Origin of the sequence: Pseudanabaena sp. SR411, from assembly GCF_002251945.1 — a bacterium.
Classification (GTDB): domain Bacteria; phylum Cyanobacteriota; class Cyanobacteriia; order Pseudanabaenales; family Pseudanabaenaceae; genus Pseudanabaena.
Genome location: NZ_NDHW01000184.1, coordinates 97,613 through 124,112, shown reverse-complemented (window position 1 = coordinate 124,112; position 26,500 = coordinate 97,613). Strand labels below are relative to the sequence as shown.

23 protein-coding genes are annotated in these 26,500 nt (G+C 42.0%); 3 read left to right on the top strand and 20 right to left on the bottom strand.

Annotation, left to right across the window (positions count from 1 at the left end; genetic code table 11):
* Nucleotides 1-83: 83 nt before the first annotated feature.
* The gene (locus tag B9G53_RS19705) at nucleotides 84-482 is read right to left on the bottom strand and encodes a biopolymer transporter ExbD (RefSeq protein ID WP_094535166.1); all 399 of its coding nucleotides are present in this window, start codon (nucleotides 480-482) and stop codon (nucleotides 84-86) included.
* Nucleotides 469-1,131: a MotA/TolQ/ExbB proton channel family protein gene (locus tag B9G53_RS19700; RefSeq protein ID WP_094535165.1), complete on the bottom strand. Its 663-nt coding sequence runs from the start codon at nucleotides 1,129-1,131 to the stop codon at nucleotides 469-471. Before B9G53_RS19700 ends, B9G53_RS19705 begins: the two co-directional genes overlap by 14 nt.
* A gap of 324 nt (nucleotides 1,132-1,455) precedes the next feature.
* Here B9G53_RS19700 and B9G53_RS19695 point away from each other — a divergent pair, with 324 nt between their 5' ends.
* Nucleotides 1,456-2,865, top strand: a complete 1,410-nt coding sequence (locus B9G53_RS19695; RefSeq protein WP_094535164.1) for an energy transducer TonB — start codon at nucleotides 1,456-1,458, stop codon at nucleotides 2,863-2,865.
* 49 nt (nucleotides 2,866-2,914) lie between these two features.
* On the opposite strand, the gene B9G53_RS19690 is transcribed toward B9G53_RS19695, so the two are convergent.
* The 8 genes from B9G53_RS19690 to B9G53_RS29155 form a co-directional block, all read right to left on the bottom strand.
* On the bottom strand, nucleotides 2,915-3,502 hold the full coding sequence (locus B9G53_RS19690) for a TetR/AcrR family transcriptional regulator (protein ID WP_094535163.1): 588 nt from the start codon (nucleotides 3,500-3,502) through the stop codon (nucleotides 2,915-2,917).
* 111 nt (nucleotides 3,503-3,613) lie between these two features.
* Complete coding sequence (cynS, locus tag B9G53_RS19685; RefSeq protein ID WP_094535162.1) at nucleotides 3,614-4,060, bottom strand: cyanase; 447 nt, start codon at nucleotides 4,058-4,060, stop codon at nucleotides 3,614-3,616.
* Nucleotides 4,061-4,134: 74 nt separating this feature from the next.
* Nucleotides 4,135-5,010, bottom strand: a complete 876-nt coding sequence (locus B9G53_RS19680) for an ABC transporter ATP-binding protein (protein WP_094535161.1) — start codon at nucleotides 5,008-5,010, stop codon at nucleotides 4,135-4,137.
* Nucleotides 5,007-5,846: an ABC transporter permease gene (locus B9G53_RS19675; protein WP_094535184.1), complete on the bottom strand. Its 840-nt coding sequence runs from the start codon at nucleotides 5,844-5,846 to the stop codon at nucleotides 5,007-5,009. Before B9G53_RS19675 ends, B9G53_RS19680 begins: the two co-directional genes overlap by 4 nt.
* 394 nt (nucleotides 5,847-6,240) lie before the next feature.
* Nucleotides 6,241-7,905, bottom strand: a complete 1,665-nt coding sequence (locus B9G53_RS19670; RefSeq protein WP_254923742.1) for a CmpA/NrtA family ABC transporter substrate-binding protein — start codon at nucleotides 7,903-7,905, stop codon at nucleotides 6,241-6,243.
* Nucleotides 7,906-8,598: 693 nt separating this feature from the next.
* Nucleotides 8,599-9,741, bottom strand: a complete 1,143-nt coding sequence (locus tag B9G53_RS19665; protein ID WP_094535159.1) for an acyl-CoA dehydrogenase family protein — start codon at nucleotides 9,739-9,741, stop codon at nucleotides 8,599-8,601.
* Nucleotides 9,742-9,822: 81 nt separating this feature from the next.
* Complete coding sequence (locus B9G53_RS19660; protein WP_094535158.1) at nucleotides 9,823-10,362, bottom strand: OsmC family protein; 540 nt, start codon at nucleotides 10,360-10,362, stop codon at nucleotides 9,823-9,825.
* Between the two features lie 336 nt (nucleotides 10,363-10,698).
* Complete coding sequence (locus B9G53_RS29155; RefSeq protein ID WP_369683007.1) at nucleotides 10,699-10,788, bottom strand: transposase; 90 nt, start codon at nucleotides 10,786-10,788, stop codon at nucleotides 10,699-10,701.
* Nucleotides 10,789-10,991: 203 nt separating this feature from the next.
* On the opposite strand from B9G53_RS29155, the gene B9G53_RS19650 reads away from it, so the two are divergent.
* A complete protein-coding gene (locus tag B9G53_RS19650; protein ID WP_141211833.1) occupies nucleotides 10,992-13,649 on the top strand; it encodes a tetratricopeptide repeat protein in 2,658 nt (885 codons plus the stop codon).
* A gap of 353 nt (nucleotides 13,650-14,002) precedes the next feature.
* On the opposite strand, the gene B9G53_RS19645 is transcribed toward B9G53_RS19650, so the two are convergent.
* The 8 genes from B9G53_RS19645 to B9G53_RS19610 form a co-directional block, all read right to left on the bottom strand.
* Nucleotides 14,003-14,452: an Hsp20/alpha crystallin family protein gene (locus B9G53_RS19645; RefSeq protein ID WP_094535156.1), complete on the bottom strand. Its 450-nt coding sequence runs from the start codon at nucleotides 14,450-14,452 to the stop codon at nucleotides 14,003-14,005.
* A 514-nt stretch (nucleotides 14,453-14,966) separates the two neighbouring features.
* On the bottom strand, nucleotides 14,967-18,338 hold the full coding sequence (locus tag B9G53_RS19640) for a response regulator (RefSeq protein ID WP_094535155.1): 3,372 nt from the start codon (nucleotides 18,336-18,338) through the stop codon (nucleotides 14,967-14,969).
* Nucleotides 18,339-18,583: 245 nt separating this feature from the next.
* Nucleotides 18,584-19,069, bottom strand: a complete 486-nt coding sequence (gene coaD, locus B9G53_RS19635; protein WP_094535183.1) for a pantetheine-phosphate adenylyltransferase — start codon at nucleotides 19,067-19,069, stop codon at nucleotides 18,584-18,586.
* A 170-nt stretch (nucleotides 19,070-19,239) separates the two neighbouring features.
* Nucleotides 19,240-19,881, bottom strand: a complete 642-nt coding sequence (locus tag B9G53_RS19630) for a chorismate lyase (protein WP_094535154.1) — start codon at nucleotides 19,879-19,881, stop codon at nucleotides 19,240-19,242.
* Nucleotides 19,882-19,965: 84 nt separating this feature from the next.
* The gene (locus tag B9G53_RS19625) at nucleotides 19,966-20,793 is read right to left on the bottom strand and encodes a YaaW family protein (RefSeq protein WP_094535182.1); all 828 of its coding nucleotides are present in this window, start codon (nucleotides 20,791-20,793) and stop codon (nucleotides 19,966-19,968) included.
* A gap of 122 nt (nucleotides 20,794-20,915) precedes the next feature.
* On the bottom strand, nucleotides 20,916-21,368 hold the full coding sequence (locus B9G53_RS19620; protein WP_094535153.1) for a DUF29 domain-containing protein: 453 nt from the start codon (nucleotides 21,366-21,368) through the stop codon (nucleotides 20,916-20,918).
* An 18-nt stretch (nucleotides 21,369-21,386) separates the two neighbouring features.
* Nucleotides 21,387-22,040, bottom strand: a complete 654-nt coding sequence (locus B9G53_RS19615; RefSeq protein WP_094535152.1) for a Uma2 family endonuclease — start codon at nucleotides 22,038-22,040, stop codon at nucleotides 21,387-21,389.
* A gap of 29 nt (nucleotides 22,041-22,069) precedes the next feature.
* The gene (locus tag B9G53_RS19610) at nucleotides 22,070-22,768 is read right to left on the bottom strand and encodes a GntR family transcriptional regulator (protein ID WP_094535151.1); all 699 of its coding nucleotides are present in this window, start codon (nucleotides 22,766-22,768) and stop codon (nucleotides 22,070-22,072) included.
* 395 nt (nucleotides 22,769-23,163) lie between these two features.
* On the opposite strand from B9G53_RS19610, the gene B9G53_RS19605 reads away from it, so the two are divergent.
* Entirely contained in the window at nucleotides 23,164-24,405 is a 1,242-nt protein-coding gene (locus B9G53_RS19605; RefSeq protein WP_094535150.1) for a Zn-dependent hydrolase, read from the top strand.
* Between the two features lie 109 nt (nucleotides 24,406-24,514).
* On the opposite strand, the gene B9G53_RS19600 is transcribed toward B9G53_RS19605, so the two are convergent.
* Both B9G53_RS19600 and B9G53_RS19595 read right to left on the bottom strand, forming a co-directional pair.
* Nucleotides 24,515-25,681, bottom strand: a complete 1,167-nt coding sequence (locus B9G53_RS19600) for a homocysteine biosynthesis protein (RefSeq protein ID WP_094535149.1) — start codon at nucleotides 25,679-25,681, stop codon at nucleotides 24,515-24,517.
* Between the two features lie 88 nt (nucleotides 25,682-25,769).
* The gene (locus B9G53_RS19595) at nucleotides 25,770-26,246 is read right to left on the bottom strand and encodes a YbjN domain-containing protein (RefSeq protein ID WP_094535181.1); all 477 of its coding nucleotides are present in this window, start codon (nucleotides 26,244-26,246) and stop codon (nucleotides 25,770-25,772) included.
* Between the last annotated feature and the right edge of the window lie 254 nt (nucleotides 26,247-26,500).

The following is a 26,500-nucleotide window of genomic DNA, read 5'->3' as shown; positions in this document are numbered from 1 at the left end:
ATATTTTCGTAGCCAATGTCAAAAGACAACGCGTCAAATAACCTTGTTTTGTACAGTATCAGACATATATCGACTCAATATAGCTATTTTTTAGTAGCGATCGCCATTTTTACCCCTTCAATGTTACGAATGCGATCCATGACTGCGATCGCCTTACCGTGGGCAACGTTCTCATCGGCATTAATCACCACAATATTTTGTTTCTCTTTACTCATTAGTGATCGCACTTGAGCCTCTAGTTGCTCCAAAGCGATCGGCTGACGATTTAGAAAGATGTTGCCTTGAGCGTCTAAGGTTACAACTACCTTATTCTGGGTTTGAGTTTTGGTGGTTGAAGCTTGAGGTAGGCTGACAGGTAAACCTTCAGTGCGATTGAGTACTAGGGTTGCGGCAATGAAAAAAGTCAGAATCGCAAATACTACATCGATCATGGGAATGATGTTAATTTGAAAAGGAACTTCAGGTTCTTCAGGGAGTCGCATAATCTTCTTTTTGCAAACGATGTTCTGGCTCGTAATAATATCGGCGATAGAGTAGTTCTAACTGACCGCCATATTCTTGAATGAGTGCGATTTCCTGCTGATAAAATCCTCGAAATGTGTTAGCAAAAATCAATGTAAAAATGGCGACGACTAGTCCTGCTGCCGTAGAAACTAAAGCTTCACTAATACCTGCTGTAACGTTAGCGGTACGGCTACCTCCAATATCTCCCAAAGTGAGTGAAGCAAAGGAGGTGATCAATCCCAACACTGTACCCAGTAATCCTAATAGAGGTGCAAGACTGATAATTGTTTCAAAGGCGGTATTAAAACGTTTGAGAATGGGTACTTCTGCTTGAGCCTCACTTTCTAGAGCCAATCGAAATTCTTCGGGATTGGGATATTCTAGTTCCATCGCCGCTAAAAAAATGCGAGCGATCGGAAAGTGCAAATTATTTCCTAGTCTAACTAGAGCCGTTTGGCGATCACTAATATATATATTCAAAACATCTCTTACCAAACGTTTTTGCTTATGTTTAATTGACCACCAAAATTTGATGCGCTCAGCCGCAAGGGCTGCTGCCACAATCGAAAAGGCACTGAGAGGATACATGACAATCCCCCCCGCAACAAAAATTTTGCCAATATCCATAAATTAAAGTTAATAAAAGTGCGCTTAAAGGAACTAGAAGATTTATATTGAAATTGTCGCTTTACAAAAAACTCACCATACAGTGCTTTGCGCTCAAACCCAAACCAAGAGATTTTTTAAAAGGTTTGCTTTGCAAACCTTTTAAAAAATCTCTTGTGGATCGTTTGCTCAGTAATTACTGTAAATCTGGATTTTTATTGCATTGTCAAGTATTGACGTTAATCACCATATCGCTTTTTCTGGCGCAAAGAAAGTTTGACAGGCTGTCAAACTTGACAGGCTCTAAGCAAACCCATACATTACAAGCATTACTAGTTTTTCATTATGAATGTCAACAAAGAAAAGCCAGACATGCCTGAATACTCTGCAAACAAACAGCGCGATCGTGAATGGAAAGCACTTAAGATTTTTTTAGCAGTAAGTATCCCTTGTTCCATCGCTTTTCATTTTGCAACTCTCTCCGCATTACCACAGTTTGGTGGACTAATTGGCAATTCATCCAATGATCAAACAGAAGAATTACTAGAGCTACAAATTGTTGAAGAGATTAAGGAAACTGTAGAGCCTGATCTGAAACCTGAGCAACTGGAGACACCACTAGAGGTTACAGAGAGTTTGCAGGAGGCGATCGCCTATGCGCCTATTGCCTATCTCGATAATCTCTCTGCTCAGAATGCAGGTAATCTTGCATCCACAGATCTGTATAAATCGGTAGATAGCAGCACTCCTGCTGAAGCTGCAAAAGATATTGTCGCCGATCCGAGTAAGGTCTTGTCTAGCTCTAATCCTAGTGCGATCAAAGTTGCACCCAATATTCAAAATTTATTTACTGGCAAAGGGTTGGGCGGTTTAACTCCCAATAGCAATGGTAAAAAAAACACAGGCACAGGGCTAGGCAAAATCGGCGATCGCACTGATGGGAGATCCTCCAGCCGTACTTTGGATAAAATTGGCGCTCCCTTTGGGCTACCAACTGGTAATCCTAACTCCACTAATACTACTAATACTTCTACTGCTCCTAACTCTGCAAACCCTACTAATAACTCATCAGGCAAGCAAAAAATTCGTTGTCAAAGTTGTGCGAAGCCTGAATATCCAGTTAATGCTAAGGATCGAGGGCTAGAAGGTGAAGCTAAGGTTGCTGTCGATGTCGATGCCAATGGCAATGTTATTAATGTTCGTTTAATTAACTCTAGTGGTCATCCTGAACTAGATGAAGCCGCTAAACAAGCTGCTAGAAATTGGAAATTTGATCCTTCCCAAAGTGGCAAAGAAGCGATCCCTGCCAAAATTAATTTTCAAATCGAAAACTCAGATTATGCAAGGAGAAATCAGGAACAAAGAAGGGCTGTACAGGAGCAAGCTGAGCAGAGGCGGGCTGAACAGGAAGAAAGTAAGACCAATAATATTGCCCCAATCAACAATCCCGCAGATCCCGCAAAAAATGCTGCTTCTCAAACTACTCAGCCACCAAAATCTACTAATCCTGAAGTTGTCAGCACTCCGATCGCTACTCCTGAGTCTCTCAAACCTGTGATCAGCCCAGATAGATCCACCAATGCTAATTCCCCAGAATCTTTACAGACTGTACCCATAGTTAATTCACCATTGCCAGCCGAGGCTCCTTCCGTAATTCCCGAAACTCAATCTATTCCACCTGCTGAAACAAATACACCTGTTACCTCGCCTCTTCCATCGAATAATGTTGAGCTACCTCAAACGATTCGAGAGTAAGACATGTGGCGCACGCACAGCGTGCGCCACAGTTTATACAGGAAATCACTCAAATAAGAGCATCTTTAATCAGTTGCCGAATGCTTGCAAATCCACGTTTGAGACGATCGGGCTGATCGTAAAGTCTGGCAATTAATAGCACTCCTTCTAGCATCGTCAAAATCTGTTCTGCTAGTAAATCTGGATCAACGCGATCGCTTAATTGCTCTTTCCCATCCCGCAACATTTGAGCAAACAAGGCTTGCCATTCATCGAAAACCTGTTGGAGATGCTTACGAAAGGTTTCGTTATACTCGGCTAAATCAACAATTAAGTTGCCTAATAAACATCCCGCACAGTTAATTTCTTCAAGGTGTTTTGCTTCAATTTTATCAATTGTCAATATGAGTCGCCGAATCGGATCATCGGTAACTTGGGCAGCAGATAGAAAGGCATTTTCTCTGATTTTGTGCCACTGGAAATCAATCAGCGCATGAGCAAATTCATCCTTTGATTGGAAGTAGTTATAGAAACTGCCAGACGAAGCTTGAGTGGCGGCAAACAACTCCTTTAAACCAGTCGATTGCAAACCCTGACGATGGACGAGATCGATCGCTGAGGTGAGAATATCTTCGCGAGTACGTTTGAGATTTGCCATAAACTAACTGATTTGCTTATTAGGCATAGCGATGAAACTTGTGAGGGTTTACGGTTTTCATTTTGCCTCTGGCAAAATGAAAACCGCTATATTAGTTGAGAGGAGGTTATGCTACCACTTTTTATAGGGTAGGAACTTGCCATTCATCGTTACTTTGACGCGATCGCCTTTTGGATCTTCCACTTTGTCGATATCGAGGGTAAAATCGATCGCACTCATGATGCCATCACCAAACTTCTCATGGATGATTTCCTTCATGGGATAACCATAGACTTGCATGATTTCATAGAAGCGATAAATCAATGGATCGGTGGGTACTACTGGTCCCAGCCCTTTGCTAGGATAGGAACTCAAAGCCGTAATCATATCTTCACCCAGTCCTAGCGCTTCAGCGAGTTTAGTGGCTTGTTCAACACTAGCGCTATTTTGACCATAAAAAAGAGAAGCAATCCAAACTTCATCTTGACCTAATAGCTTTTCGAGGTCAACAAAAGTTAAGCCTTTGGCTTTTTTGGCGGCTAATAGAGTTTGAGTAAAAGATGGAAATTCAACTGTCATAATGTTTTTGGTATTTCTAGATATTTTGTATTGGGAATGTAAAAAATTTGCTATGCAAAATTTTTTACATTTTCCTATATTCTTGCGGCTTCAACAGCACGAGTTTCGCGCATAAGATGCTCTTCCATTTCCGCTTTGAGATCATGATATCCCGATTGTTGGTCGAGATTTTCACGCGATCGCGGACGGGGAAAAGGCACATTTAGGATTTCATCAATCCCTGCGGCAGGTCCTCGCTTCATCATCACGATTTTATCGGAAAGCAGCAACGCTTCTTCAATACTATGGGTAATCATCACCACAGTTTTACGTTTCTGTTCCCAAATACGGGCTACTTCATCCTGTAGGAAGCCACGAGTGAGCGCGTCAAGTGCGCCAAAGGGTTCATCCATCAATAGAATTTGGGGATCGATCGCAAGGGCGCGAGCAATACCGACCCTTTGTTTCATCCCCCCAGATAGCTCATGGGGATGCTTTTTCTCGGCTCCTTTTAAGCCGACTAGTTCGATATATTCATAAACACGACTTTTGCGATCGGCGAGAGACATTGTAGGATAGACCGTTTCGATTGCAAAGTGTAAGTTCTCGGCAACCGTCAACCAAGGCATCAGTGCATAGTTTTGAAAAACTACACCGCGATCGGGACCTGGGGCATAAACTTCTTCCCCATTGATTAAAATCGCACCACTGGAGGGACTAGTTAAACCTGCAATGAGATTAAGAAGTGTGGATTTACCACAGCCAGAGGGACCAATAATCGAGACAAAAGTATTAGGCGCAATGTCAAAATTAATATTTGCTAAAGCGACATAATCCTTAGAAGTACGGCGAGTGAGCTTATTGATCAAGCCACTTCTGCCACAATAAACCATTGAAACATCGCAGATGGAAATCTGTGCTTGCTGAGTTGCCATATTTGCAGATGCTTTTTCCATAGAAGACACGATCATACTTCTCTACCAAATGAAACCCAATGTTGCAGCAGTCCAAATAGGCGATCAATAATTAAACCAATCGCTCCAATTAATAAAATTGCCGTAATGATGCTAGTAATACTCAGGTTATTCCATTCATTCCAAACGAAGTAACCCACGCCCGTACCACCGATCAGAATTTCCGCAGCCACAATTACCAGCCATGCAATCCCTGCGCTAATTCGCATTCCTGAAACAATACTCGGAGCCGCCGCAGGTAAAATCACCTTCGTAATTGTGCGCCAAGGTGAAGCGCCAAGGGTACGGGTCACATCGATATAGGTCGGATCAACATTACTTACACCGAATTTGGTATTAATCAGAGTCGGCCAAAGACTGGTAATTGCGATTACAAAAATGGCAGTGCTTTCTGAATCCTTAATTAGTCCCAAACCAATGGGCAGCCAAGCTAGAGGTGAAACTGGTTTGAGGATTTGAATGAATGGATCGACAGCTTTGGAAACTACGGGAAATAGTCCAATCAGAACACCAGAAGGGATCGCGATCGCCGCACCCACGGTAAAGCCAATCGCAACCCGACGTAAGCTGGTAATCAAGTGCCAGCCAATGCCGCGATCATTCGTTCCCTTTACATAAAAAGGGTTAGAAACCCATCCCCAAAAGTCGGTTAAAGTTTGTGAAGCAGAGGGCATTAGAGGAGAGAACCAACCTTTAACTGCACCTACTTCCCAAAAAATCAATATCGAGCTAAGGATCAATAGGAATAAAACAAATGCTTGCAAGTCTTGATTAGGCAATACATTCTGAATCATTGCCATGATTGGATTTGAGCGTGGTCGAGACTTGGGCATCGAAGGAGAATAGTCCATAGTTTTCTATCATTTGGATTTGTACTTGATGTTTATGTAGTGCTAGCTAAGAAACCAGTTAAGAATTACCTTCTGCGTTCAACATTGCCAAGAGATCCCCCTCAATCCCCCTTAATAAAGGGGGAAGAATTTAAATTCTCCCCCCTTTATAAGCTACCATATACACACAAGTCATAAAACCCAGTCAAGTCAACAATTAATCGCCCCCTAGCCCCCAATTCTGGGGGAACAAGAAAATAAAATTCTTTCAAAGTCCCCCAGAATTGGGGGATTTAGGGGGCTTAGATAAATCAAAACGTAGACAGAGAGACTTGTGTGTACACCGTAGCTTTATAAGGGGGGCTGGGGGGGATCTAGATAATTCTTAAAATAGGTTCTAGACCTTGAACTGCTTAATCTGTTCTTCGATATACGCTTCAGGCTTAGCAGGATCGAAGGAGTCGTACTTCAATTTCTCAATACGTTCAGTTTCCGTTGGCGGAGTTTGTCCCAACTCTTTTGCCAACTCACGCGCCAGATCGGTCTGATAGATTTGCTCAGCGATAGTTTTGTAATCAGCCTTATCTTTGGGCATCAAGTCCCAACGCACAAACTGCGAAGAAATCCACTTAGCAAAGCTCTTCCAAGGATAGGGATCAAAACCAACGCGATCAGGAATATCAAAGGTATTACCCTGACCATCCTCAAATTTGCCAGTTAATACTGCTTTTAAGACTGGTTCAGGTTGATTAAGATAGTTTTTACCTGCGATCGCCTTGGCAATTTCTTCGCGATGTTTAGGATCATTGGCATAGCCAGCACCATCAATAATCGCTTTGTTAATTGCGCGGTAAGTATTCGGATTGGTATCAATCCATTTCTGACTAGCTGCAAAAGCACAACACGGATGTCCAGCCCAAATATCTTTGGTGAGTAAATGGATAAAGCCAATCTTATTGAAGACAGAACGTTGGACGACGTTATCAGGTAGTAGGAACGCATCAAGCTGTCCTGCCGTCATTTTGGCGATCGCATCAGGAGGTGGAATCACTTGAATCTGCACATCCTTATCAGGATCGAGTCCACCCGCCGCTAAGTAATAGCGCAACAACAAGTTGTGCATGGAGAAGGCAAAGGGAACCCCAATACTAAATCCTTTAAAGTCTTTGGCTTCTTTGACCTTGCCCAAGTGCTGATTAGCAACTGAGATCGATTGACCATTAATATTCTCAATACTGGCAAGCTTTATAGGAAATGCGGTGGAACCTAGCCCCAAAGACATGGATATCGGCATAGGTGAAAGCATGTGATAGGCATCCAACTCGCCTGCGATCGCGGAGTCGCGAATTGCCGCCCAGCTAGGCATCTTCACTAGTTCAACCTTCAGACCATACTTGGTATAAAAGCCCAATGGCTCCGACATGATAATCGGGGTGGCGCAAGTAATCGGCAAGAAACCAACTTTTAAATTAGTTTTCTCCACTCCCGCAGGTGGGGTATTTGGGGTATTGGTAGTTGCTTTAGATGGAGTCTCAGGAGGAGGAGTAGAAGGACATCCTGTAAGCGTTACCACGGCGGCGGCGGCAGCTACTTTAATGAGAAATTCGCGCCGACGGAAGGTGCTAGATTGCAATGTATCGGTAAAGAATTCCTGTGCTTGGGGTCCAAAGGCTGCATTAAAGGCTTCCTCAACACCGCCAGCCATCTTAATCAGGTCATAGCAAATCCGCTTTTGACTCTCAGAAGCATGGGATAATGAACCCTGTTCCAAAAGTTGCCATAGGTCTGCTTTCATGGCGTTGGTTTCCCATGACTGCGCCATCAATTGAGCGCGATCAGAGTAGTGACCCATCCGCATCAGGTCATTCACCAATTCCACAGGATCTGTCGGCATTCCTTCCATGACGCTCTGATGCTGATCAGCATTATGATCTGCGCCACAAGGACAAGCATTCCATAAATTATTGTTTATTTGAGCGACAGAGTAATCAGAAGTTTGAGCAGAGATTGAGTTATTTCCTATCGCTGAAGCGACCATCTGTTCTATCAGGTGAGATGTCATGATTGGTTATTGTTTGTATTTTAGAGAATAATTCTTAATTTAATGAATGCAGTTCAATTAGCCATAAATAGCTAAAGATAAATTTAACTATTGGTACTTTAGCAACTTATTTGCAATTAAATCGGTATAGACATATACGAAAAGTATTGCATTATTAGTATGGAGATAATTTGCAGATCATTTTTATGCTGAATGTAAATCGATTTTCTAGCATCAAAAAACTAATAAAACACATGAATTACATATAAATCCCAAATAAATCACAATAACTTAAGACTAAAAACAAGGGGCTTAAGCCCCTTGTTTTTTATAGCAAAAAAAGAGTTAGCTAGTACAAACCAAAACCCAAGAATCGAGTGGCGGTGCTTCGCACCGCCACTCGATTCTTGGGTTTTATGTCCTAAGCAAAACTTGCTTTGCTATATATAAAAATATTTTCTGGTTTGTATAATCGGCAATTACTATAGTGTTGATATAAGTAGATTGTTAGAATTTAAAGTAGGATGTGTTAGCGATAGCGTAACGCATCATCTATAGACTTTAAATCTAATTTATACAAACTAGTTTATAATTTCTTCTCAGCAGAAATCAACAAAGTTTTATTTTAAAATAAAACTTTGTTAGGATCTTAGATTATGATTTAACTTTCTAAGTTTTAGCTATATTCATCTTATAAAAACTGGCTACTTCTAATTAAGACATACTGGCTAATACTTTGCGTAAATGCTTAAGAGCAGGAGTTACCATGGCAACGAAATATGATTCGCGTAAACGGCGATCGTACACACTGCCATGCACATAACCGATCGCACCTGCATGGAGCATTAAAGATTGCGAAGCTCTAAGTGATAACTCTGAAGCAGTTGCTCTCGATTCAATTACTTCCCGCAAAATTTCCTTGCTGACAATTTCTCGACCATGCCCGATCGCTTCAGCTAAACGATAGGATTTCAAGCGCAAAGTTTCGAGTTCACATTCCATTTCATCGGGACGATCATCGAGGTATTGATTGACATGTTGCTTAGTTCTATCAAGCCTTCGCATTAAATCAATACAATTTTGGGCCAAACCTAATCCCATCCCCACCTGCATTAATATAAATCCTGCTTTGATATATTCCACATAGCGATCGCATGGAGCCGCTAACACCCAATCATGACTAATAAAAGCATTGCGAAATAGACATCTAAAGGTATTCGTCCCTTCAAGAGCAATAAAATGCACATCTTGCTTTAGTTCGAGTCCTTGCATTCCACCCTGTGCGATCGCCATCAGATAGTTGTCAGTTCCTTCTATTTGAGCAGATATCCCAAATAAATGCTGATCGCCTATATTAGAAACCCAAGGCAATGTGCCATTGAGAATATAACCGCCTTCGCAAGGCTTAGCAATGATTTTAATCTTCTCAATGCCTGCAAAGTGTTTCATCGGATTCGATAAACCCGTGCCTGACAAAAGCTTGCCCGTTGCAACTTGCGGTAAGATTTGTTCTCTTAGAAAAGGATTGTCAGTATTTTGCAGATACCAAGAGCAAGCATTGTGACACCAAGTCATAAACCCAGTACTCAAGCAAGTTTCCGAAACTATTTCGATCGCTTTTAATGCGGGTAATACGCCCCGTCCCGTGCCACCATATTCAGTACTAACGCCTTGAGCATAAGCACCTAGACTACCAATATCGCGCAAAAACTCTTCTGGATAAATCCCTTTTAGATCAATGTTAGTAACATTAGGTGCTAATTTTTGAGTGATCGCCTCTTTTAAATTCTGCATTAATGCTGCGTCAGTGAGCAGTTTTTCTTGAGTTTGCTTGATTATGGTGTCACTAACCTGCATTGCTTCTTCCCTTCTCTTAAACTTTTTGTGCGTTTTGATTGAACAAAGATATGCTGCGCTAAGCGCAGCATATCTTTCATTTTATGCTAGTGAAACTTCCATATCGACGGGATTACGGAAAGTATTTGCAACTGGTGACCAGTAATTTGCATGTTCAAGAAGTTCAGCAAGTTCTTCCTTAGTTGCATCAGACTCGATATCCACTTTCACGCGCACAGCACTGATGCCTAAACGCTTCTTAGATAGATCGCCAATACCCCAAACACCTGTGATATTAATATCGCCTTCGAGATATAACTCTAATTTGGAAAGCGTAATTCCACGCATGATCGCGTTAGCATGAATGCCCACGGACAGACAAGAGCCTAGACAAGCCAGTAAAGCTTCGGAAGGATTAGGAGCGGTATCTTGTCCAAGCAAGGTTGGTGGTTCGTCAATGACATGCTCAGGTAGATCACGCACATAGGTTAGGTTGCGAAATTGCCCTTCACAGACAGTCTTTACTTTCAATGTGCCGATGACATTGGGGTTAGCTTGTGCTTTCGCAGCCAAGGCTACCAATCCATCTTTGCTAACAGGACGCAAGGGAGTAGTTACGGAGGCAGTCACAGTTGTAGTCATGGTTTTAAATATTTGATGTTTATTGCTTACTTAAATAAATAGAACGATCTATACAATTAAATACTATACAACCTCTTGCAATTTCTGTATCTTCGATTACATACTCATTTCCCAGTGAAGAATTAGTGGTGCGAGGCTTTGCCTCGCACCACTAATTCTTTCTGATGAGGCAAAGCAGCAACGACGCTTTAAAATCACATCTGAGGCTGAACAGATTTACGAGGATGACCGTGGGGAGCAATCACAACAGCGGTTACAACAGTTGAGATTGACGCATTCTCTTACGAGACTAGCTGCTAAGGAATGAAAAATAAATAACTTATGCATTTCAGTTATTTAGATGATCAACTCTCGGTAACGTTTTTGGATTTCTCCCTTCAGTACTTGATAGTGATATTTCGTTACCCATACTATGTGTACTGTCAGTCTTGTGACTGTGTCGCTACCTCGTCAATTTTCTAGCATTGGCTTTTTTAGCCTAATCTTTTTAAACCTGTGTAGCCACTAAAGTCTCGCACTGAAAGTGCGTAGTTTTGGACTAGCGTTCTGGGACAATAAATCTAAAGGGTAAGATTAGATGGGCTTTGCTCATCCTAAATATAATTGTTGTAAAACTTGAGGATAATGTCGTGACTTCTCGGTTCTATGCACTAACACTTGTATTGGCAACTGGGCTTGGTGGGATTGTAATACTGTCTGATCAATCCTTTGTGAACGCTCAAGCACAAACAACTCAAACTCGCAAAGCAGAAGCTGATCGGCTGTTGGATTTGGGAACTCAGCAATATAAACTCAGCCAGTTTGAACCTGCATTGCAGTCATGGCAACAAGCCTTAGTCATCTATCAAGAAATCAAAGATCGTCAGAAAGAGGGAATATTGCATGGAAATCTAGGAAAAATATACGAGTCACTGGGGCAGTACGAGCAAGCGATCGCTTCTCATCGCCAGAGTTTAGCGATCGCTCAGGCGATCGCCGATCGCCTGAGCGAAGGAGAATCGCTGATCAATCTCGGTGTTGTCTACCGTGCTTTGGGGAACTATTCTCAAGCGATCGCTTACCATGAGCAAAGTTTAGTAATTACCCGTGAGATTGGCGATCGGCGTGGCGAAGGATCAGCCTTGGGTAATTTGGGAATGAATTACTATGCTCAGGGCGACTATGTGAAGGCGATCGCCTATCACGAACAACGTTTAGTCATTGCCCGTGAAATCAAAGACCGCCAAGGTGAAGGCAATGCCATGGGTAACCTCGGCAATGCCTATCGCGCTCAAGGTAACTTTGCTAAAGCTATCGAGTATCAAGAAAAGCGTTTAGCCATTACCCGTGAGATCAAAGAAGTACGCGGAGAAGGACAGGCTCTCGGCTTTTTAGGACTGGTTTATCGATCCCTTGGTGACTATCCTAAATCGATTAGCTATTACAAGCAGAGCTTAGCGATCGCCATTAAAATCAATGATCGACTGAGCAAAGCCAAGTCCCTCGGTTATTTAGGTAATGCTTACTACGATCAGGGTAACTATCAGGAGGCAATTAAATATCATCAGTCGAGTTTGGAGGCGGCGCGAGAAATTAGCGATCGCCGTGGGGAAGGGAAATCACTGGGATACTTAGGGAATGCTTACGAAGCTCAGGGTAATTATGCTGAAGCCATCAAATACTATGAGTTGAGCTTAAAAATTGCCCGTGAAGTCAATGATCGTCGTGGGGAAGGAAAAACACTGGGTTCTATGGGAAGTGCCTATTATGCCATTGGTAATTATGCGAAAGCAATTGACTATCATAACTCAGGATTAGAAATCGCTCGTAAGATCAAAAACCGTGATGGTGAAAGAATGGCTCTAAATCAGATTGGCTTGACCCTTGAAAAACAAAAACAAACGGATTTATCCATTGTTTTCTACAAGCAATCAGTCAACATCAGTGAAGCGATCCGTAAAGATATTCGTAAACTTGATCGAGATTTACAAAATTCCTATTTAAGTAATGTGGAAGGTTCTTACCGTCGCCTTGCCGATCTATTACTTCAACAAGGGCGAGTCATGGAAGCTCTGCAAGTTCTCGATCTCCTGAAGGTGCAGGAACTAGAGGACTATCTTAAAAACATCAAAGGAAGCGATCGCACTGCTCAAGGTGTAAGAATTTTAGAACCAGAGAAAGCGATTAGCGATAAGCTGTTAGCGGTTAGCTTTGAAAATAGTCCTGAAATTAACGACCTACTTGCTAAGCAGATCCAACAGCTTCCCAAATCAGAAATCAACAGAGTCCCCGACTATCTCCAACAAATCCCACAGGGGACAGTGCTACTTTATCCTCTGATTTTAAGCGATCGCCTTGAAATCATCCTCTTCTCACCCAACACGCTTCCCATCAGCCGCACTGTGAAAATTTCTAAGGATAAACTAGAAGCTTTAATTTCTAACTTTAGGGATGGGATTCGTGATGTTAGTTCCGAAGATGTCAAAGATCCTGCTACCACACTCTATAATCTGCTGATTAAACCCATCGAAACTGAACTTGCTCAAGCCAAAGCCCAAACCATCCTCTATGCCCCTGATGGACAACTACGCTATGTTCCTCTCGCGGCTCTCTACAATGGCAAACAATGGCTAGTGGAGAAATATCGAATTAGCAATCTCATCGCCTATAGCCTCTCCGACTTTTCACCCCAACCCAAAACTAAACCCAGTATCTTAGCAGGAGCATTTGGCGGAAGAGAAGGAGAGCAGAAGTTTGGACAAGTTGCTTTACCTGCAACACTTACCGAGGTCAAAACGATCGCTAATAAATTCCAAAATTCAGTTGCCTTAACTGAAAATGACTTTAGTCGCCAAGCGATCGAATCGAAATTAAAGAATCATAATATTATTCACCTTGCCACCCATGCAGAATTCAATACGGGTGCGCCAGACAATTCCTTCATTATTTTTGGTAATGGCGACAAAATCCGCCTTCATGAAATCACGGATTGGCAAATTCCTAATGTGGATTTGATCATATTAAGTGCTTGTCAGACTGGATTAGGTGCTTTTGGTAGTGGTGTGGAAATCTTAGGATTTGGTTATCAGGTGCAAAAGGCAGGTGCAAAAAATGCGATCGCTTCTCTCTGGTCGGTTAATGATGTGGGGACAGGTTCGCTGATGACCACTTTTTATGCGGAATTGCAAAAAGAAAATGTGGCGATCTCTGAGTCATTAAGGCGATCGCAAATTGCTTTGATCAAGTCCTCAGACTATAACCATCCCTACTTCTGGTCAGCATTCTTTGCGATCGGTAATGGGTTGTAACGTAGCTTCTCAAACCCCAAAAGATGAGTGGCGGCGCTTCGCGCCGCCACTCATCTTTTGGGGTTTATATATTAAGCAAACAGGGTTTTAAAAGATAAAACCCACATTCCGCTCTTATTTTACTGAAAAAAATATTTAGAAAGCAAATCCTTATACAGCAAGTATTTTGGGCTTTAATCCCAAAAGAATCACTATTTTAACAATTTAAATAATGATTCACTAATAGGAATTACTATCATTAATTTCTCAGGAAATCGCTGAAACCCTCATTGTCTCGTTGTAAATATTTTTAGGCTTCCATTACGAGCGGAATGTGGGATAAAATGGCATAGCCATTTTATCTTTTAGTCTAACTAGGAAGCGGGTAGCTCACCAGTGACGTTAACCTTAAAAGCTTTGACTTCATTAGCTTTAGGCAAAGTCAGCGTGAGGATGCCATTGGTATATTCGGCTTTCACTTGTTCGTTTTCGATCGCTACAGGTAATGCAAAGACACGGCGGAATTTGCCATAACTCATTTCACTCCAGTAGTAGCCTTTTTCCGACTCTTCCTTACGTTCGATATGGCGTTCGCCAGAAATTGAGAGAGAATCCTTGGTTACTTGGATGTCGAGATCCTTGGCTTCGATTTCAGGAAGCGAGAGTCTCAGAGTTAAGTGGTCGCCGTCGTCGCGTAGTTCACTCGCAGGAACCCATCCGCCTTTTGCTGTTTCTTGGTCTAATGGCGCAAATTCACGGAATAAGCGATCAAATTGACGACGGACTTCTTCCATTTCTTGGAAAGGTTGCCAACGTACTAACATAAATATCACCTTGAGCTATTTCAAAACAACAATGAGTTAACAATGAACGTTAGGAAGTAGATGAAGAATTTGATGTTTTGTACTTCGCTTTCGTTCACAGTTTTATTATGAAATAGCTACAAAGCTATGAGGAGCAGGAGAACCCCACTTTTTAAGTGCGGTTCTCCCTACAGGTAAAGGATAGGACTATGCAGGGCGATCGAGATCGCTTCGATTGGCTTTATTAAAAGTCTTAACAGATGTTAGAGCTAATAAAATCGCCTTAAACTACCGTAAACTCTATATATAGCAATCCTAAATGGGTTGTGAGAGTGCGCCCCTTCTGGGCACGCTCTCACAACCCTTCAAATCTTACAACTCATTTAGGATCGCTATAGCTTGTGATATTACTCCTTTCCCACCGAAGAAATAGACATATAAAACCAAGAATAGACGTTGCGGCGCGAAGCGCCGCAACGTCTATTCTTTCACTGGGAAGGGAGTAACCGTTTTGCCTACGGCAAAACGAAACCCACTATGTTTGAAATCCCATGAGTATTCGCACAAGTTCTTCAGTCCGAATTGGTTTGCTAATATAATCATTCATCCCCGCATCTAAACAGGCTTGAATATCTTCTGGCATCACATTAGCAGTCATGGCAACAATCTGCGGTTGAGACTGGATGTTGAGGTCTTGACGAATCAATCTAGTCGTCGTTAATCCATCCATCTCAGGCATTTGCATATCCATTAATAGTAGATCATAAGTTTGATTAGACATCATGCTTAGAGCTTCTACACCATTATTGGCGATATCTACGAGATATCCAAACTTTTTTAAGTAGAGGGAAGCAATTTTTTGATTTAACTCATTATCTTCGACGATTAAGATATGCAGAGGAAATTGCTCAGCCATCAAAACCTGATGATCGTTAGCATTCCCCGCAGCAAGATTCTTCGTGTCGATCGCATCAGATGCATAATTAGGTAAAGCGATCGTAAAATAGAACGTCGTACCTTGAGTTTCTGGATCTGTCACAACTTGCCAGCCTAAGGGTGGTTCACCAGCTACTGAACCTTTGCTCTCTACCCAAATAGAACCTCCCATAAACTTGACTAAATATTTACAGATTGCCAATCCCAGTCCAGTACCGCCATATTTACGACTGATCGAAGCATCGGCTTGGGCAAAGGGTTGAAATAGTATATTAATGCGATCGCTGGATATACCAACACCTGTATCTTTAATGGAGAATAGTAGTTGAGCAGGTAACCCAGAAGAGCTTAAACATCTGACTGATAATAGGACTTTTCCTTGCTTGGTAAACTTGACAGCATTACCAAGTAAATTAATCAGAATTTGATTGACTCTAGCAATATCTCCAACGATATAAGGCGGAACATCGGAGGCGATCACATAGTTGATTGTGGTTTCTTGATTAAAAGCTTGATTACTTAAAATCTGGAAAACTGATTTCACCGCATCCGCTAGTATAAAGGGACGATTTTCTAGTTCTAATTTCCCTGCCTCAATTTTAGAAAAATCCAGAATGTCATTAATAACTGCTAGCAGTATATCGCCACTGTCACGAATTGTTTGTACATAGTCGCGCTGTTCTTCAGACAGAGGTGTTAAGGAGAGCAATTCGGTCATGCCAATCACTCCATTCATGGGAGTACGAATTTCGTGACTCATATTAGCCAAGAATTCACTCTTAGATCTAGTGGCTAACTCTGCGGTTTCTTTGGCTAGAGCTAGAGTCATCTCAATTTGCTTGCGATCGGTAATATCTCTCGAAATCTGAATCACCTTATGTTCGGCTATAGGTGAGATGTTAGCGGCAAACCAAACTTCTTTCCCATGAATCTCTAAACAGTAATCACAACTGACAATTTTCTGAGTGTCTAAAGCTTCCTTAATAGCACTAGCAATAATGCTAGCTGCTGGCTGAGGAAGTTCTTCATAGATTGGCTTACTTAGGATTTCTTCGGGAGTTCCCAGTAAGTTGTTAATGTTCGTAGGTACAATTTTGAGGCACTTTCCTTCGGCATTACGGATTAGCACAACATCAGTCAGAGCCGCAAATAGGGCGTTCTGCTCCGCATAGGACTCACGCAATTTTGCTTCACTCTCTCTTAATGCAATTTCGGTTTGTTTGCGTTGTGTGATTTCCTTAATGTATCCATGCCAGAGAATACTGCCATCGGGTTCACGTTGTGGTGTTGCATGTCCCGAAACCCAGATAATCCGTCCATCGGCAAAACACACTCGATATTCACATTCCCATATCGTCAGATTTTGGGCTGACTCAGTGATCGTCTGCACCACATGTTCTAGATCTTCGGGATGGAGGCGATCAAAAATTATAGAGTCATCTTGATTCACATCTTCAGGAGAAACGTCATAAATATCGTGAATGCCCTGACTAGCATAGGGAAAATGCGAACTGCCATCAGGACGGAGTCGATATTGATAAATCACTCCAGGAACGTTATGGGAAATTTGTTCTAATCGTTGCTCCGATTGCACCTGCGATGTAATATCCCGCACAATTACTAGAGCTTCATTGTCGTTAAGCGCTACAACACGCACTTCTTCATGGGCAAGTTTGCCAAACTTAAAAAATTGATGCTTGTGTACTTGTAATTGCTTAGTAGCGATCGCTTGTTTGATTGCTTCGAGTTGCATCTGGAGACAATCAGGTGGTAAAACTTCAGATATATTCTGTCCAATTGGAACAAACGGATTTGCTTTCCCATTAGAAGGGACAATGAAATCTAAACATGAACCATCCCGCCCGACTCGTAATAGCAAATCAGGTATGGCTTCAAGAATTGCGCGTTGTCTGATTTCATTGACTTTGAGTTCATTTTCTATTTGCTTCCTTTCTGTAATATCTTCAAATATATACAATCGTCCAAAATATCGATCTTGGCGATCGCGAATTTGACTAGAAAAACGGCGGATGATGCGCTGGTCATTGAAGTTAATTTCATCTTCAACAACCACACGATTTTCTTCACTTTGCAAAGGTTTGCAGGATGCGATAAAAGCTGACAGGTCAGCAATTAGGGGGATACAATCGGGAATAATGTCGTTGTTTTCTAGTTCCCCTCGTAGCATTCTCTCTTCTAAATGTTCAATTCCCCAAATCTCACAAAAACGATGATTAAAATACAGAATATTATCAGTGCGATTATCAACCACAAAAAAAGCCAGTGGCGATACGTCGGACATAGCTTGTAATAACAATTCTTTCCAGATTAGTTCTCGCTCAATCTGTTGATAAGCTGCTGTTGGCTGAGAAGATGATGGTAAAGAAGTTTGCCAAGACATTTTCGAGTCTTGAGGAAATTTTGTTGGTTGCAATTTGGGAAGATGCCGAAGTGCTATCCCCAATTGAGTTGTAATGTTTTTTAATAGGCTAATTTCTTGAGCTTGCCAAGGACGGGGGCGATCGCATTGATGAATAACTAGCAAACCAAATAGATCCACTGATGATTGCGACCCGACCAAAATTGGCATCACCAGATTAGCCCTTACTTGCATCCTCGTGAGCAAATCGGCATAGCATGGTTCTATGGATTGAGTATGTGTATCTTCAATGACACTAAATCGACCTTCTTGATAAAGCTTGGCATATTGAGTGGGAAAACAAGGATCGCAGATTAATTCCCCTAATACTGCTGTCCAAGGCTCGCTCACGGACTCAGCCATCACCACCCCATCATCATCTGGCAAAAACTGATAGATCAAGACGCGATCGCAATCTAATATCTCCCTAGTATGTTGAACAGTAACATTCAACATATCGGTTAAATTGGGAGAATTATGAATCTGCACAGATAGGTTAGTAATGCGATTCAGAATTTCTTCCAAGCAAATTGCCTTAGGATTAGTGGGCATAGCTAAAAATTCTCAAAAATTCATTTGATTCTAGGAGTGATGAAATAAAGATGTAACTTCTCTGTACTTATATACAACGCTACTTGAGCAAATTCCCACCCATATAACAGTTTAACCTCATATTCACTACATCTGAGAAAGTTAAAATTTAAAAAAATTTAATAAGTAGCCAAGCGCAATTAAATATTAAACCCCAAAGAAAATGGTGGCGCAAAGCGCCGCTATTCTCTTTGGGATTCGGTAGTTTATGTTGAGATGTGTTGGAATTTTTGTCTTAAGGCGATCGCTACTTCTGGCGTGACTAAATGTCCAATTTCACCGCCAAAACGGGCAATTTCACGCACTACGCTACTACTCAAAAAACTATATTCGTTAGAAGTAGATAAAAAAACTGTCTCGATATCATTTGCCAAAGTCTTATTGGTATGCGCCATTTGCAATTCCAACTCAAAATCAGAAACTGCGCGTAATCCTCTAATTAAAACCTGTGCTTGCTTGAGATGAGCATAGGTAACAGTTAATCCCGTAAAGGTATCAACATCCACATTATTTAAGTGCTGCGTCGCTTCACGGATCTGAGTCATCCGCTCCTCCATTGTAAATAGAGGATTTTTATTAGGATTGCGTAAAACGGCAACAATCACGCGATCGAACAGATGACTGCCGCGTTTAATAATATCAAGATGCCCAAAGGTAATCGGATCGAAACTACCTGGATAAATGGCAATCAATGCAGTCACCGAGTCGCTACAGACTGCGATTATAACAGCGCTTTGCGCTCAAATCCAAACCAAGAAAATTTTTAAAAGCGTTGCTTCGCAACGCTTTTAAAAATTTTCTTGTGGTTCGTTTGATGAGTAATTGCTTTAAGAATAAACCAAGCTTTGCGCGTGGTTTATTCTTAAAGGCTACTGGAGCCGAGATATTTACCGATCGCTGGTGAATAAATTTCATAGAGCATGGTGATCGGTTCGCCACCATGCCATAACAAATAATGTCTAGCCCAATAGGTATCAACCTCAGGATAGCCAAATGCTGTCGCCAAATTAGGACAAGCCCCCTTATAAATACCCTTGAGATCGCGATAAAGCTCAGTGTACTTTTGGTTGAGGCTAACCCAAATTGGCAGAGATGGATCTTTTAAATATTTTTGCATCGCCACTTCTGACCACCATGATGTCGCATGGGAGAAGATTTCACCCGTTTGCTGCGATCGCAAAAAGATTTGGCGGCGAATCCGTGGCGATGCAATCAATGAAATATCCGAAGGCGCATTATCATCATCGTCCCCAATATTCGTCATCGCAAGCACTTCAACCGAAATATCCGATTGAGTCAATAGCTGCAAATGTCTGGTTGGTGCTCCATCGCCCATCAAGAACATTTGCCAAGTGGGAGACAGTAGATTAAATGGTAAACCTTTACGGATATCATCTTCGCTACCTTGCCACATGGGTTCTTCGATGCGATTCCAAGCAGAAATCTTGCTCTGAGAGAGAGATGAAGTAGGAATTTGGATGCTTTGAGGTGAAGTGAGGGTCATACAGGATTTCTCTTAACAATCCGTAACATATCCTCTATTGTAGTCTTAAACAAAAAGAAACGTGCTAAGCGCGTTTCTTTTTGTTTAAGACATTCTTAGTAATCTTATTTGGGCAACGATGAAGATGGCAGGAATAATCCGTCCGTAATTAGTGGCGATCGCCCGCCAGCCTAGATCCGCAAAAAACAAACCCCAAAGCGCAGGCGTAATCACTGAAAATACAGTCCGCGCCGCCGTGTATTGCGTCGCCGCCACAGCCATGCCGCGTTTTGCTAAATATGTTGACACATAGGCGTTTAATCTTGTGGCGATCGCTGTGCCTCCAGCCTTAAGCACCTCATAACCAACTTGGTAAGACGCAAAATGCCAAGCCATCTGTCGAGCGATCGCCGTTAGTACTGCCGAACGAATCACTGTACTAACGGCGATCGCACTGCCACCTTTGACTAGCAAACTCATCGGGTTACGCTGAGCATCAAGGGGCAGAGACTTTTGTAAGTCTGACTCACTAAGCGCTGTTTGCATCGAATCATCAATGCTCGATCGCTCTTGAGGCGAAAGTTTTTTCCAAGAGTTACTAATTAAATTCAGAAATAATTCTGATTCGATCTCTTCAATAGTTTGATTTTTGGAATATTTGATGTTTAAGTGCTGACATACTCGTTCTAGGACTTCGCGATAGCTGACATTACTCGTTTTGCGGCGTAAAACCGTTAAACCATCGGCAGCCAGAAATCGAAAACGCTTAGCGATCGCCTCAATCAGTTCATCGCGATCCCAGCTTTGTAATTCCTTAACTGGCGGAGTGGCAAAATAGTCAAGGGGATTGAACTTGCGCCGAAAGAGGATATCGGCAATTTGATATAACTCCTCATCAGTCGCCAGTGTTAGAACATTGCTTAACTCGTCCATTGCCCCATCCATTGATTTGTAACGAACAGTATCTCAAGCTTACTTAAGCTTAAAAGATTCTAGTACTAATTACTCAAATCACAAAATTCGGCTTTCTGTAGTGCTTTTAATGACAGCGATCGCTATTCCCAAAATTTAACAGTTAACATCATTTCGATCTCCGAACTAAACTGCCATGTATCAGGGAAAGTAATCTGATCATATTCAGTCCTTACCAGTTCTAAAGCGGTATCAAATGACTCATCAAAGGACTGTAAGAAATGACGTTTGAGACTTAGAGACTGTCTTAGAAGTCTTCTAAGTTTGTCACGCTGGTTAATAATCGTGACTTCCCATCCTCTATAACAGTCAGGCATATTGACATAGCAGCGTTTAAGAATATGCTCAATTAATCTAATTAGCCTACTCTCAATCTCACGCTTGTTACTACCTGACAACCCCTCTAACTCCTCTATTAAGTTTTCAACATCCAAATTATGAAAATCACCTGCTTTCAACTGGACGATCGCCATCTCTAACCACAAATCAAGATCGCGTTCGTACAAAGTCAATGGTGGTGCGGTTGTTTGTGTCATTTTGTTTTAGTTACAAATTCAAAGGATATCCAATACAGTTGAGCTTGAAGCTTGAAAAATCTGATTAGCGGTGAGATTTAATTCGGGGAAAGCTTGGGAAATAATACGCTCAGCATCACGAAACTGACTAACCTGATATTCGCCATCTACTAAATTACAAACAGAGATGGTTGGTAATTTGGGATTACCAATAAATTTCCGTCCACCTAAAGCCGCATAGTCAACAATCCAATACTCAGGAATTCCCATTTCCTCATAATCAGCAAATTTTAAATAGTAATCATCTCGCCAATTGGTTGAAACAATTTCAATTACTAGAGGTATGGACGCACCATTACTGATAACAGATTCTTTTTTCCATAATTTTTCATTAACTAGATTGTTGCGATTTATCACTAATACATCTGGTAAGTAGCCCGAATCTTTGCCTTCGGGGCTGACCAAAGTTTGACTGGGAATACCGTAAGGCAATCCCAGTCGCTTAATTTCAAAGGCAACTTCTACATTTAAAAAGCCTTTAGCTTCTTCATGTTCTCCTACGGGTTGGGGCATTTCCGTAATATTTCCATTATGTAACTCGTACCGTACTCCAGAATTTTCAGGAAGCCAATCAATAAAAGCCTCGAAGGTTGTCACTGGAAGGATAGTTCTTGGCGATAAAGTTTGGGTCATAGCTTTAGCTCTGTTAATTAGCTTGTTGATTAGCTCTGTTGACTTTGTAATTGCTCGATTTCGAGAATAACTCTGGCTTGACTGGACATTAAATGATTGGTGAGCGCCTCCAATGCTTTTTTATGATCACGCTGCATGATCGCATCATAAATTTGTCGATGCTCTGAACGGATCTCTAAAACCTTGAGATTTTGCTGCACCGTCTGCATCCGCAATAAAGCCATCTTGTCAAATAGCTGATCCAGCAAAAGTGCTAACCAAGGATTACCCGAACATTCCGCGATCGCCCGATGAAATTGATAATCGATATGTAGTAGTTGGTAGCTAGTCAGTTGATTTGGTTGCTGGGCGATCGCTTTTTCTGCTTGTTGAACTGCCAACTCGATTTTAGCCAACTGCTCCGTAGTGGCATTTTTGCAAGCTTCTAGCACTGATTCTTGCTCTAGCACCAAGCGACAACGGTAGAGATGTTTGGCATCAGCCGTTGAAAAACTAACCACGCGCAAGTTACCATTTTCATCAGCAACGACAAGCTGTTCTTGTTGCAACTGTTGTAAGGCTTCACGAATTGGTGTACGGCTAACTTGCAATTTTTCGGCAATTTGGGTTTCTACTAAACGTGAGCCAGCTAAAAATTCCCCTGACAAGATAGCTGAGCGCAAAACCTGATAGGTTTGCTCACGTAACGATTGCGAACGCTGGATGGGACGAGGTGAAGAGAGCAACAATCAGAAATCTCCTAAAATCTGTATGAGTAATTTTCTATGATTTTGACTATAAACAGATCAGCAGAAATTATGAAATTTTTATTTTATTTGCTTTAGAGGTTGCACCTTAAAGCTTGGATCATAGCGACCATCACTGATCTCTAACAGACAAAGGGCTTAAGCCCTTTGTTCCTCAATTTTTCAATACATTTTAGTTGCTAAGTAGCTAGGCAAAATTAAATATAAAGCCTCAAGATCTGTGGCGCAGGCTGTGCCTGCGCCACAGATCTTGACTCTGGTTTTTAATGATGTCCAACTACTTATAAATAACGCATGTATTAATCATAAATATGTGTATACAGTATATTGTATTCATAGTCTAGTACTTAACATATCTTCAAGGAATAATCTGAGTCATGATAGCGCTACTCCCCAAACTGGCGATCAATTGCGATCGTCTTGATCGCAGTCTTACTGAACTTGCCAAAATTGGCAAACTGCCCAATGGTGGGGTATGTCGGCTCGCTTTTTCAAAAGAAGACATTCAAGCCCGTGCATTAGTTACATCTTGGATGCAAGAAGCTGGTATGTCCGTGCGTAGTGACGCAGTTGGAAACATTATTGGTACTTATGCAGGAACAGAAGAATCAAAAGCAGCTTTGGCGACAGGCTCTCACATCGATACCGTACCCGTTGGAGGACGCTACGACGGGTGCTTGGGCGTTTTGGCGGGAGTCGAAGTGGCGCGAGTGTTACAGGAAAATCAGGTGCGGTTGCGTCATCCCTTTGAAGTAATAGTTTTTTCAGACGAAGAAAATAGTGTGATTGGCTGTAAAGCGATCGCAGGCAATGCACCTACCGATCCTGAACGTTACCGCCGCAAAGATGGCACTTCAATTCAAGATTGCTTAAAAAATGTTGGTGGTGATTGGGAAAAGCTGCATACCGCTAAACGTGATCGCCATGAGATCGCCGCTTTTATTGAACTCCATGTGGAGCAGGGTGGTGTACTTGAAGCATTAGATAAACAAATTGGTGTGGTGACAGGGATTGTCGGTCAATATCGCTTCATGGTGACAATTATCGGTCGCCCAAATCATGCAGGGACAACACCGATGCATATGCGAAAAGATGCTCTTGTGGCGGCTTCTCAACTCGTACTCGCCATCAATCGTCTCGGTGTAGAAACGGAAGGTGAACAAGTAGCAACAGTGGGACATCTGACAGTGTCGCCTAATGCTACTAATGTTGTGCCTGCGCGAGTGGATATGAGTATCGATTTGCGTGACCTCTCCGAAGAAAATCTTCTATATTTAATCGCACAGATCGAAAAAGAATGTAAGGCGATCGCCCAAAGCACAGGTACAGAAATTAGCATTGAGCAGAAACTTCATGTGCTGCCAACTCCAGCGAAACCTGATCTGATGGAAGCGATCGCCAATGTTTGTCAAGAACTCAAACTTAGTTATGACTATCTACCTAGTCGTGCAGGGCATGACGCACAAGAGATTGGTCGCTTTACCGATATGGCGATGATTTTTGTACCAAGTCGTGATGGTATTAGCCATTCTCAAGATGAATATACTTCTCCTGAACAATGCGCTCAGGGAGCGAATGTTCTATTACACACACTTTTAGCGATCGATAAATTGCTGTAAATTACACCAAAGCACAGGACATAAAACCCAAAAGAGAATGACGGTGCTTCGCACCGTCATTCTCTTTTGGGTTTTGATTTTTTCAAACTAATTCGAGCATTGCTATAGGCTAAAACCCACGTACATCTTGCGGTAAAAACGCGCGATCGCTTGGCAACATCGCCACAGGTTCAGTCAGCGTAAATTCTCCTTTTACAATCCAATCCTTCAGAGTTTTAGCTGCTTCTTCTGATAAATGTAGGCTTGCCAGAGGTGCTGTGCGAACCGTTGAACCAGCGATCGTGATCTTGCCAGACTTGAGTTGAGCATAGGAAACCGAACCAAAAATCGGGCGTACTCGCCTCGGAATTGAGAAGTCAATCACAGGTGCAACTAATTCTTCATCTAGTACGGCGGCTCTTGCTACAACTTCTTCGTTAATCGCAGGAAGAGGAACCGCAACTCCCATCATCAAAGATGCACCATAATTACGGAAATAACAGCCACGCACCCATTCAGAATTCATTTGCTTAGCATCACCAATCAGAGCAAGCGTTGCTGCAGGTCCAATCGGAGTCCGATTTTCTAAACGCTTTTGCAATGGGAAATGCTGTGTTCCTTCCCATGCCACATAGCCAATCCCTCCGCCCATGAAAATGCGTGTACCAATCCCAATTAATTGCAAATCAGGATCATTCCATAGGGGTGAAATTGCCCCAGGATTGGAGTAAACAGCATTTCCTAAACGGGGTTGCAGTGGTCCTAAATAAGTATAGAGTGTTTCTTCGCCTCCATTCACACCGACAATAAAATTCTGATAGAGATTGCGAGGATTAAATAGATAGAACTGGTTGATAGATTCTTTGGTAATCGTTGTTTCAAAATTGGCGCGAGGATAGCAATCATTAGGATGCCCGATCGCTTTAAAGCTCACCGTCTTCCCTGCGATCAAATCTGCAATTACATGCCCACCACCACGATATTGTGGTGCTTCATCGGTAGGATCAGCCTCTTGGGTTGCCCCTAAATAAATATCGACAGCCCCAAATCCTGCATAGGCTGGTACACCGTCGATCCAACAAGTGCGAATCTTAATTGGTGGATCGGTATGTCCTAAGTTCAGAATTGCCCCCGATGACTCCATCGGCTCAAATGTGCCTGTAACGATCACATCAACTTTTTTAGCAGCTTGAGTGACACCGATATCAGCGACAAGGGCTTTCAGTTCGGTAGCAGTGAGGACTTTAGCCTTACCAGTTTTGATTTTGGCATTAATATCGGCGATCGTTTGAGGCATAGGACTTTGCTAAATGGCAGTTACCTAGAATATAGCGCTTTGCGCTCTCATAAAAAACAAAGGGGACGCTAAGTGTCTTCTTTGTTTTTTATAATGACCAACCATTATTTGATAATGTACCTGCATGAATACGATCTAAGGCGCGTTTACCACCCCAGCGATCAACAATTTTATCGTCATATTCGTCAGCAATTTCCATCACCGCTCTAACTGAAGACTCTAGCTCTTTCATGTCACAAGTCGAGCCAACAATTGAATGCTCAAAAAGAATTTCACTATCTGGAGATATCCCAAAGGCTCCAAAAATCATCTTGGCATTTTCTTCAAGTAAATATCGCATTAAGTCTGGCTTTAATTCTGCTCCGACTACTACATAGGATCGCGTATTAATAATTGCGTCATCTTCATCCCAAGGAAAAATTAACACCTCCACTAGCGCCGATCCCATAAAAATGCCTAATCCTGGAATATCTTGGCGAGCGCAGGGACATTTGCTAAATATCTCTTGCATCCACGTTACTACTTTTTCATAACAGGCTTCTTGAGCAGTAGTTTGAAATTTCAAGTTATTTGCCTCCATAGGTTTAGACAACTTTGTGATTTTGGCAATCAATAGTAGTAAGGGTCTTGCGATTTAATAAAGAACCAATTGTTTGTGGCACGGCTTCGCCGCGTCACAAACAATTGGTTCTTTATTTTACTGCGCGTCCTTAAATTAGATTAATCAGACTATACCTATACACAGCCACATTTTCAAATGAAAACTCAAAAATGGGATGCGGCGCTAAGCGCCGCATCCCATTTTTGAGTTTTCATTTA